The 9,447-nt window shown below is 71.0% G+C and carries 9 protein-coding genes; 8 read left to right on the top strand and 1 reads right to left on the bottom strand.

Going from position 1 to position 9,447, the window contains the following annotated elements; translation table 11 throughout:
- Positions 1-126: 126 nt before the first annotated feature.
- Complete coding sequence (locus GA0115240_RS13215) at positions 127-900, bottom strand: FadR/GntR family transcriptional regulator (protein WP_370673329.1); 774 nt, start codon at positions 898-900, stop codon at positions 127-129.
- A 388-nt stretch (positions 901-1,288) separates the two neighbouring features.
- On the opposite strand from GA0115240_RS13215, the gene GA0115240_RS38075 reads away from it, so the two are divergent.
- The 8 genes from GA0115240_RS38075 (at position 1,289) to GA0115240_RS13175 (ending at position 9,376) form a co-directional block, all read left to right on the top strand.
- The gene (locus tag GA0115240_RS38075; RefSeq protein ID WP_093736870.1) at positions 1,289-2,656 is read left to right on the top strand and encodes an ABC transporter substrate-binding protein; all 1,368 of its coding nucleotides are present in this window, start codon (positions 1,289-1,291) and stop codon (positions 2,654-2,656) included.
- A gap of 53 nt (positions 2,657-2,709) precedes the next feature.
- On the top strand, positions 2,710-3,570 hold the full coding sequence (locus GA0115240_RS13205; RefSeq protein ID WP_093736871.1) for a carbohydrate ABC transporter permease: 861 nt from the start codon (positions 2,710-2,712) through the stop codon (positions 3,568-3,570).
- On the top strand, positions 3,560-4,516 hold the full coding sequence (locus GA0115240_RS13200; RefSeq protein WP_093736869.1) for a carbohydrate ABC transporter permease: 957 nt from the start codon (positions 3,560-3,562) through the stop codon (positions 4,514-4,516). The genes GA0115240_RS13205 and GA0115240_RS13200 overlap by 11 nt, the downstream gene beginning before the upstream one ends.
- 85 nt (positions 4,517-4,601) lie before the next feature.
- Positions 4,602-6,539: a hypothetical protein gene (locus GA0115240_RS13195; protein ID WP_093736868.1), complete on the top strand. Its 1,938-nt coding sequence runs from the start codon at positions 4,602-4,604 to the stop codon at positions 6,537-6,539.
- Positions 6,536-7,180 (top strand): aldo/keto reductase, encoded by a 645-nt coding sequence (locus GA0115240_RS13190; RefSeq protein WP_093736867.1) that lies wholly within the window; start codon positions 6,536-6,538, stop codon positions 7,178-7,180. The genes GA0115240_RS13195 and GA0115240_RS13190 overlap by 4 nt, the downstream gene beginning before the upstream one ends.
- Positions 7,177-7,515: an L-rhamnose mutarotase gene (locus GA0115240_RS13185; protein ID WP_093736866.1), complete on the top strand. Its 339-nt coding sequence runs from the start codon at positions 7,177-7,179 to the stop codon at positions 7,513-7,515. Before GA0115240_RS13190 ends, GA0115240_RS13185 begins: the two co-directional genes overlap by 4 nt.
- Positions 7,512-8,603: a zinc-dependent alcohol dehydrogenase gene (locus GA0115240_RS13180; RefSeq protein ID WP_093736865.1), complete on the top strand. Its 1,092-nt coding sequence runs from the start codon at positions 7,512-7,514 to the stop codon at positions 8,601-8,603. The genes GA0115240_RS13185 and GA0115240_RS13180 overlap by 4 nt, the downstream gene beginning before the upstream one ends.
- Positions 8,600-9,376, top strand: coding sequence for an SDR family oxidoreductase (locus GA0115240_RS13175; RefSeq protein ID WP_093736864.1), 777 nt, complete (start codon positions 8,600-8,602; stop codon positions 9,374-9,376). Before GA0115240_RS13180 ends, GA0115240_RS13175 begins: the two co-directional genes overlap by 4 nt.
- Positions 9,377-9,447 lie beyond the last annotated feature (71 nt).

Genomic DNA, 9,447 nt, shown 5'->3' with positions numbered 1-9,447 from the left:
GGGTCCCTTGATGGGCCGGCCCGGCCGCCACAGCCGGTGAGGCCGGCGCCGGCGGCGGTTCGGCACGGGCAGGGTGTCTCGTCGCGCGTCACGGGGACGGCCGTCCGGCCGGGTGCGGCCGGACCGCTAACCGAAGACCCGGCGCTGGATCTCCCGGCGGTAGTCCTCAAGCGTCTTGTCCAGGTGGACGGTGGCGGCGTGGGCGGCGGCCTCCGCGTCACCGGTCCGGATCGCCTGGTGGATCGCCGCGTGCTCGGCCACGGCCTCCTCGGCGTGGCCGCCGATCCCGCCGTGCAGCCCGATGATGTTGGACTGGTGCTGCAGGCGGCGGGCCTCGCGGACCGACGCGACCAGGAAGGGGTTGTGCGAGGCGGCGGCGATACTGATGTGGAAGTCGTCGTCCCCGCGGTCGAACAGCTCGCGCTGTCCCGTCAGATGGCCTTCCCGGCAGGTGTCGGCCGCCGCCTCGATGGCCCGCAGTTCGGCCGGGGTCGCGCGGGTGGCGGCGAGCCGGCTGGCCGCGGTTTCCTGCACCCTGCGGAACTCGAAGAGCGTGTAGACGTGATCGAGGTCGGTCGGGAGGAAGAAGCTTCCCCAGCGCGACGATCCGAGCATCCCCTCGTCGTCGGCCACGTACAGGCCGCGGCCCTTCTGGGCGCGCACCCGGCCGATGGCCGAGAGGATCTTGACCGCCTCGCGCACCACGGTCCGGCTCGTGCTCAGACGTGACGCCAACTCGTTCTCGGTGGGCATCCGGTCGCCCGGCCGCAGCCCCAACTCCGCTATCAGCTGGAGGATCTGCTCGGCCACCAGTTCGTAGCCCGGCCGGTAGGGGCCCGCGGACTGCGCCTGCTGCTGCGCCGGGACGCCGTCTGCCGCCGGTGCGGGCTTGCCGTCCAACAGGCGTCCCCCTTCGTCGCGGGCCGCACAGAACGCGTGGCCTTCCCATCTGCTTGTCGAAGAGCATACACCGGCCCTATATGGCATCGGAATAAGTGCTACTCATTCTGCGCTACTTAGCGTACTAAAAGGGTGAACCGGGTCAAAAGGTAACAGTCATGAGTCCAGCGCGTAAAAAGATCTTGAAAAATAAGCATGCCCATCCGTTGACTGCGACCCGTTCGGCCGCGTCTTATGTGTCACCAAGACGCGGTGCCCCTCCCCGTGAGATGCCGACCCGGGGTTCGTCGCCCCTCGTCGCCCCTGCCGGCGCCGCGGTTCGCAGTCGCCGGAAGCACATCCGCTGCCCGTTGGTCCGAACGGGCACCACAACGTAGCGAGGTCGTCCATGACAGCGAGAGTCCGCGCGGTTGGCGTGCGAGAGACCAGAGAAGGCCGGCGACGTGCCGGGCTGCTGACCGCGGCCGGCGCGCTCCTGCTGGCCGGTGTGACCGCCTGCGGCGGTGGGACGAGCAACGGAAGCCGGAGCGGCGGCTTCCATCCGGTGAAGCAGACCGGCGGCACCCTGACGGTGTGGGTGGACTCCTCGCGGCTGGCGGCGGCGAAGCTGTACCAGCAGCAGAACCCGTCGGTGAAGATGGACATCGTCACCTACGACGGAGACGCGAACGGCTCCAACTACCTGCGCACCAAGGTGAGCCTGTTCAACCGCACCCGCAAGGGCTGGCCCGACGTGGTCTTCAGCTCGCAGAACAACGAGACGACCTGGGCGGTGGACGCGGGCTTCGCCGCGCCGCTGAACAAGGGCCTGATACCCGCCGCGACGCTCGCCGGCTGGTCGAAGGGCGCGAACGACCCCTGCACGGTGAACGGCACCCAGTACTGCCTGCGCAACGACCTGGCCCAGACCGTGCTGTGGTACAACTCCGCGCTGATGAAGCAGTGGGACTACCAGGTGCCCACCACCTGGGAGGAGTACGAGGCCCTGGGCAAGAAGGTGGCCGCCGAGCACCCGGGTTACCTGGTGGGTTCCGCCGGCGACACCTTCACGCCCGAGATCTACATGTGGTCGGGCAAGTGCGGCGCCAACCAGATCACCGCGCCCAAGGCCGTCACCGTCGACACCTCCAGCGCCAACTGCACGCGGATGGCCTCGCTGCTGGACACGCTGATCACGAACAAGACGCTCTCCAAGAGCAGCGTCTTCAGCTCGGACTTCGACAAGAACGCCGCCAACAGGCTCCTCATGATGCCCGGCCCGTCCTGGTACGGCGGAGCGCTGTTCGAAGGCACGTTCAAGACCCCCGCGCACCAGATCGCGGTCGCTCCGATGCCGCAGTGGGCGGGCGATTCCAGCCCGGCGGTCGGCAACGTCGGCGGCGGCACCTGGCTGCTGTCCGCGCACAGCGCCAACCTCAAAGCCGCAACAGCGTTCATGACATGGGTGACCACGTCGAACGACTACCAGGGCAAGGTCGCCCCCGGCTACCCCGCGTACGCGCCGGCGGCCAAGGCGTGGCTGGCCAACCAGAACGCCTCCGGATACTTCGCCGGCGACATCGCCGCCTCGCTGCAGGCGGCGGCGGACCAGGTGTGGCCGGGCTGGGGGTACGGCCAGTTCAGCCAGGAAGCGGTCTGGGCCGCCGCGATCACCCCGGGCCTGACCGCGGGCAAGACCATCACTTCGCTGCTGCCGGCCTGGAAGAGCGCCATCGTGAACTACGCCGGCGCGGACGGCTACAAGGTGACCAAGTGAGCACACCGTCCACGGCGGTCGGCCGCAACCGGGCCCCGACCCGGCGGTACAGGCTGGGGCCGCTCCGGGCCGGTCACGCCTTCGTCGGCGCCTACGTGGTGCTGCTGATCGCGTTCGGCGTGGTGCCGACCGGATACGCGATCTACTTCGCCTTCACCAACGCGGGCGGCACGTTCAGCGGCGTGTCGAACTTCAGCTCCGCGGCCGGCGACTTCCGCTTCGTCCCGGCAGTCGAGCATGTGGCGCTCTACCTGGTCTTCTGGCTGGCCGCGCTGGTGGTGCTGGTGGTCGGGCTGGCGCTCCTGCTGCACCGCGTCGCTTCCCAGGGGGTGAGCAGGGCGCTGCGCTTCGTCTACTACATCCCGGGCGCCCTCGCCGGAGCGGCGAGCGTCATGGTCTGGCTGTTCCTGCTCGACCCGGCCGTGAGCCCGATCGGCTTCCTCCTGCGGGCCATGGGCTTCCACACCTTCCCCGAGGTCATCGCCCCCGGCCACCTGCCCGTCCTGTTCGCGCTGATCGCCTTCTGGACCGGCGCCGGCGGCTGGATCGTGGTGATGTACGGCGCGCTGAACAACATCTCGCGCGACATCCTGGAGGCAGCGCGGATCGACGGCGCCGGGCCCTGGCAGACCGCCCGGCGGATCCAGATCCCGATGCTGCGCAAGTGGATCGTCTACATGGTGATTCTCGCCTTCGCCGGCGGCACCCAGCTGTTCGTCGAGCCCCAACTGCTGTCCCAGGCCAGCGTCGGGGTCGCCGGACGTGACTACTCGCTCAATCAGCTCTCCTACGCTTTCGCCTTCGAGAACAACAACGTCAACACCGCGGCCGCTGTGTCCGTGGAGCTGCTGCTGGTCGGCCTGGTCGTCGCGGGAGTCTTCGTCGCCAGATCGGGGTTCTTCGATGCAGACTGATGCCAGGCGCGCGGCCTTCCCCACCATGCCCGGTGCCGCCCGCGACTCGATCCGGCAACGCCGCGGGGGCAGGCGGGGGGCGACCAGGAGCGGCGGTTCCGGCGCGCTGTCCGCCGTGGTTCTGGTGCTGTTCCTGGTGTTCTTCGTCCTTCCGGTGGTGTGGCTGGTGCTGGCTGCCACCAAGACCGACGACCAACTAGTGCACACCAATCCGCTGTCCTTCGGTTCCCTGCACGCGCTGCGGGACAACTGGCAGGCGCTGACCGGCTACCAGAGCGACGTGATCTTCACCTGGCTGCGCAACTCGGCCGTCTACTCGTTCCTTGCCCTGGTGATCACCGTGTGCGTGGCGGTGCCAGCCGGTTACGCGATGGCGATGACGGAGTTCCGCGGCCGCCGGGCGCTGCTGATCGCCACCCTCGTGGTGATGCTGATGCCCAACGCCACGCTGGTGGTGCCGTTGTTCCTGGAGGTCAACGCGTTCCACCTGATCGGCTCGATGTGGTCGATCATCCTTCCCTACGCCTTCTACCCGTTCGGCGTCTACTTGACGTACATCTACTTCAGCACCGCGATGCCGCGTGAACTGCTGGACGCGGCACGGCTCGACGGCTGCTCGGAGTTCGACGTCTTCCGGCGGGTCGCGCTGCCGCTGGCCGCTCCGGTGATCGCCCTGGTCGGATTCTTCAGCTTCGTGGCGAACTGGACGAACTACTACCTGCCCTACGTGATGCTGCCGCAGAGCAGCCAGTTCCCCGTGCAGGTGGGGCTCGGCACGCTGTTGGACGACGTGCCCCAGTTCAACCCCACGGTGGGCAACCTGGCCGTCCACCGCCCCGAACTGGCCCTGGCCACCCTGCTCGCGATCATCCCCGTGCTGGTCGTCTTCCTGTTCTCCCAGCGGTTCCTGGTCGCCGGCATGCTCGCCGGCGCGACAAAGGACTGACCGCCCGCACCCGGTCGTCCCCGCGCGGTGCACCTGGCCGCCCGGGCCCGGGGCGGCGTTGCCTTGCCAGAATGGAGTTCCTCCCGTGCATGCCATCATCACGGCTTCGGTGCCGTTGCTCGAACCGCCCGGCTGGGCGACGGCACAGCGTCAGCTGTTCGACCTGCTCGACCACGCCTGGCGCGGGTTCGCCCGGGATTTCACCGGACCCGACGGGCGGTTGCGGTACGACGGCGAGCTGACCTCGCGCGATGGTGTGGACGACTTCTACGAGGTCTTCTTCAACTGGCCGCAGCTCTACCTGCTGGGCGGGGCGGACGACCTGCTGGCCGAGTCGGAGCGGCACTGGGAGGGAGTCACCCAGCAGCTCACGGAACTGGGCATGCTCAAGGACGAGTACGAGCGCGGGTACGACTGGTTCCACCAGGGCGAGAGCCTGCTGCTCTTCTACTTCCTGTGCATGGCCGCCCCCGAACGCTGGACCGAGCGGGCGCTGCGCTTCGCGGAACTCTATGTGGATCCCCGCTACGGCAACTACGACGCCGAGCGCCGCGTCATCCGCCGGCCGCACAACGGCAGCGACCCGGAGCGCGGGGGGCTGTTCGACGGCGCCTCCTACCCCTGGCTGCCGAAAGAAGCCGAGACGTACGGCTTCCCGCTGGAATGGATCCGGCCGGCCGGCGAGGCGGAGCCACCGCGGGACCTCGACCCGCGCCTCGGCGCCGAGATGCGCGACCGGATGGGTAGCGGCGACACCGCCGTCAACCTCGCCGCCGCCGGACTGGCCCTCAACGCGCTGATCCTGACCGGGGACCACCGGTACCGGGACTGGATCGAGCAGTACGTCGGTGCCTGGCGCGACCGCGCCGCGGCCAACGGCGGCGTCCTACCCGACAACGTCGCCCCCGACGGCACGGTCGGCGGTCTGCTGGACGGACGCTGGTACGGCGGCCACTACGGATGGTCGTGGCCGCACGGCTGGTACAGCGTCGGCCACGCCGCCGTCGTCGCGGCGCTGGCCGGCGCGCTCGCCACCGGCGACGACGGCTACCTGGACATGGTGCGGCCCGCCCTGGACGGGATCATGGCGCAGGGCAAGGTCATGATGTTCACCGAGGCGGATTCGAGCCTGCCGTCCAAGTGGACCGTGCAGCTCGGCGACGACGTGCACACCCCCACCCTGCACGTGCCGTTCCGCCACGCGGACGGGGGATGGTTCGACTACAACCCGATGCTCATGGCGGTGCCGACGGCGCTGTGGCACCACTCCGCCTCGGCGGCGGACCGCGAGCGGCTCGAGCGGCTGCGAGCGGCCAGCGGATACGACTGGCGCACCGTCCGGTCGTTCCGCAGCAAGGAGGAGGCCGGGCACGAGGAGCCCTGGCTGGCCTTCCTGGCCGGCGACGACCCGGACTACCCCGAGCGGATCCTGGCCGCGGCGCAGGCACAGGTGCGCCACCGGCTGACCCGGATGGAGCTCTACCGCGGCACCGAGGTGCCCGAGGCCGACATCCACCTGTGGCAGCAGTCCAACCCGGTGGTCACCGAAGCCCTGGTCCAGCTCACCTGGGGCGGCCCCCAAGTGGTCTACAACGGCGGCCTGCAACAGGCCCGCGTCCGCTACTACGACGCCGACGCCGACGCCCGCCGGCCCGGCCTGCCCCCGTCGGTGGCGGCTCTGGTCTCCAGCATCGACCCGGAAGCCACCGTCGTGGACCTGGTCAACCTCGATCCCGGCACGGCGCACTCGGTGACCGTGCAGGCCGGGGCGTTCGCCGAGCACACCATCCAATCCGTCGAGTACACCGTGTGCGAGGACCCGGGCTGGGTCGGCGGCCTCTACGACTACGGTCACCGCGCCCCCGTCGTCGGGTCCGCCTCGCGCGATGTCGGCGGGCCGTGGCTGCAGGTGGACCTGCCGCGCTCCAGCAGGATCCGCCTCACCCTCCGGCTCGCTCTGCGCTCGCAGGCCCCTTCCTACCGGACGCCGTTCGACGCCCCTGGGATCGGGGCCGCCTCGTGAGGCGCTGCCCGCTGGGCCGCACCGGCATCGAGATCTCCGACCTCGCCTTCGGCGCGTCGCCGCTGGGCAGGGTCCGCGGCGTGTTCGGCGAGCGCGACGGCATCGACGCGGTGCGCACGGCGCTCGACCTCGGCGTCACCTTCTTCGACGTGTCGCCCTACTACGGGGCCACCCGCGCCGAGACCGTCCTGGGCAAGGCCCTGCACGGCGTGGACCGCGCCGGCTACGCGCTGGCCACGAAGGTCATCGTGCTGGACCACCTCGGCAAGCCGTCCCCGTCCAGCCCCGGCGCGTCGTGGCGGCAGGCGGTCGGGCGGCTGGCGAGGTCCGGGAACGTCGTCTGCAAGCTGTCGGGGCTGGCCACCGAGGCCGCCCCCGGAACCGGGCCGGAACCACTGCTCGCCCTGCTCCGCGAGGCGCTGCAGACCTTCGGCCCCGACCGGTGCCTGTACGGCGGCGACTGGCCGGTGATGACCCTGGCCACGTCGTATCCGACCTGGCTGGACCTGGTTCGTGCCGCGCTCGCGGGCTTCCCCGCCGACGCCGCCGACGCCGTTCTGCGCGCAAACGCGATCCGCACCTACCGGCTGGACCGGGCGGCTCCCGCCAGCCGACACCCATCACCCGAGGAGCCCGCATGAAACGCGTCGCCCAGACCATCCGGCTGCGGCCCGAACGCCGCGAGGAGTACCTCGCGCTGCACCGCGAGGTCTGGCCCGGCGTCGAGGCGACGCTGCGCGCCGCGAACGTCCGCAATTACACCATCTTCCTGCGCGGCGACACGCTGTTCAGCTACTTCGAGTACCACGGCGAGGACTTCGCGGCCGACATGGCCGCCGTTGGCGACGACCCGGAGACCCGCCGCTGGTGGGAGCTGACCGACCCGTGCCAGCACCCGTGGCCCGACACCGGGACCGGTGGCAACTGGTCCGACCTGGAAGAGATCTGGCACCTGACCGAGGAGTCCCACCCATGAGCGCACGTCGCGTCGCCTACACCGCGGCCAGGACCCTGGTGGTCGAGGAGGCCGTCCCGTCGCCGCCGGCCGCGGGCCAGGTGCGCGTGGAAGTCGCCTACACCGGCATCTGCGGCACCGACCTGCACGTCTACCACGGCTCGATGGACAGCCGGGTCGGCCCCCCGGCCGTGATCGGCCACGAGATGTCCGGCCGTATCGCCGAGATCGGGCCGGGGGTGACGATGTGGCAGCCCGGAGACCACGTCACCGTCATGCCGCTGTCCTGGTGCGGTGACTGCCCGGCCTGCCGGGCCGGCCACACCCACATCTGCCATCAGCTGGTCTTCCTCGGCCTCGACGCGCCCGGTTGCCTGCAGACCGGTTGGACCGTGCCGGCCGGGACGCTGGTCCGGCTGCCCGAGGAACTGCGGCTCGACCACGCCGCGCTGGTCGAACCCACCGCGGTGGCCGTGCACGATGTGCGCCGCGCCGAAGTCAGCCCGGGGGAGAAGGTCCTGGTCGTGGGCGGCGGTCCGATCGGGCTGCTCATCGCGGTCGTCGCGCGCCGCGCGGGAGCCGACGTCCTGCTGGTGGAGCCCGACCCGTACCGCAGGTCCGTCGCGGGGGCGCTGGGCCTGGCCAACACCGCGCCCGGCGGCGAGGACCTCGCGCAGACCGTCGCGAGGTGGTCCGACGGCGCGGGCGCCGCCGCCGCCTTCGAGGTCTCGGGCGCCGCCGCCGGTGTGACGACGGCGGTCGACCTGCTGGCCACCCGAGGTCGCCTGATCCAGGTGGCCATCCACCCGGCGCCCAGGGAGGTCAGCCTGCACCGCTTCTTCTGGCGCGAACTCACCTTGATCGGCGCCCGGCTGTACGACCGGGAGGACTTCGAGACCGCGGTGCGGCTGCTCACCGAGGGCGCCATCCCGGCCGCGACGCTCATCACCCGGATCGAGCCGCTCGACCGGGCGGCCGCGGCCTTCGAGGCGTTGGAGTCGGGCGCGGGCGTGATGAAGGTCCTCATACGGTGCGGCGGCGCGGAGGACGCGGAGGACCGGCAGGAACGGGGAGCACCGGGGGAAGAGGGAGAGGAAGAGGACCGATGAGCACCACGCAGCGCTCGGCGTTCGATCTGAGCGGCAGGCTGGCCGTGGTCACCGGCGCCCGCCGCGGAATCGGCCTGGCCATGGCCGAGGCGCTGGCGGCCGCCGGCGCCGACATCGTGGCGGTCAGCGCCAACCTGGAGGAGTCCGGCAGCCTGGTGGAGCAGCGGGTGACCGCGCTCGGCCGCTCCTACCGGACGCTGCGGGTCGATTTCGCGGATCGCGCCGCCGTCGCCGCCCTGGCGGCCCGGCTCGGGAATCTGGACCGCCCGGTGGACATCCTGGTCAACAACGCGGGCACCATCGCCCGCGCGCCGGCCGCGGAGCACTCCGACAGCGACTGGGACCACGTGCTGGCGGTGAACCTGGGCAGCCAGTTCACCCTCACCCGCGAGGTCGGCCGCGGGATGCTGGAGCGGGGCTACGGCAAGATCATGTTCACCGCGTCGCTCCTCAGCTTCCAGGGCGGCGTCAACGTTCCCGGTTACACCGCCGCGAAGTCCGGCCTCGCCGGTCTGACCCGCGCACTGGCCAACGAGTGGGCGGGCCGGGGGGTGAACGTCAACGCGATCGTGCCCGGGTACGTGGCGACCGACAACACGCAGGCGCTGCGCGACGACCCGGACCGCTACCAGGCGATCCTCGACCGCATCCCGGCCGGACGCTGGGCCACACCCGAGGACTTCGGGGGAATCGCCGTCTTCCTGGCCTCGTCGGCGGCCGACTACGTGCACGGGGCGCTGATCCCGGTGGACGGCGGCTGGCTGGGGCGCTGATCCCGCTGGACGACGGCGGGCCGGGGCGCTGATCCCGGGCGGCCCGCGGCGGGCGGCTGCGGGTCGGGCCG

The sequence above is a fragment of the Streptomyces sp. DvalAA-14 genome, from assembly GCF_900091855.1.
Lineage (GTDB): Bacteria > Actinomycetota > Actinomycetes > Streptomycetales > Streptomycetaceae > Actinacidiphila.
This window is presented reverse-complemented; position numbering and strand designations above follow the sequence as displayed.

Excerpts from the sequence above, each read along its gene's own strand:
- GA0115240_RS38075 (WP_093736870.1), top strand. The coding sequence starts at position 1,289 with ATGACAGCGAGAGTCCGCGCGGTTGGCGTGCGAGAGACCAGAGAAGGC.
- GA0115240_RS13200 (WP_093736869.1), top strand. The coding sequence starts at position 3,560 with ATGCAGACTGATGCCAGGCGCGCGGCCTTCCCCACCATGCCCGGTGCC.
- GA0115240_RS13185 (WP_093736866.1), top strand. The coding sequence starts at position 7,177 with ATGAAACGCGTCGCCCAGACCATCCGGCTGCGGCCCGAACGCCGCGAG.
- GA0115240_RS13180 (WP_093736865.1), top strand. The coding sequence starts at position 7,512 with ATGAGCGCACGTCGCGTCGCCTACACCGCGGCCAGGACCCTGGTGGTC.
- GA0115240_RS13175 (WP_093736864.1), top strand. The coding sequence starts at position 8,600 with ATGAGCACCACGCAGCGCTCGGCGTTCGATCTGAGCGGCAGGCTGGCC.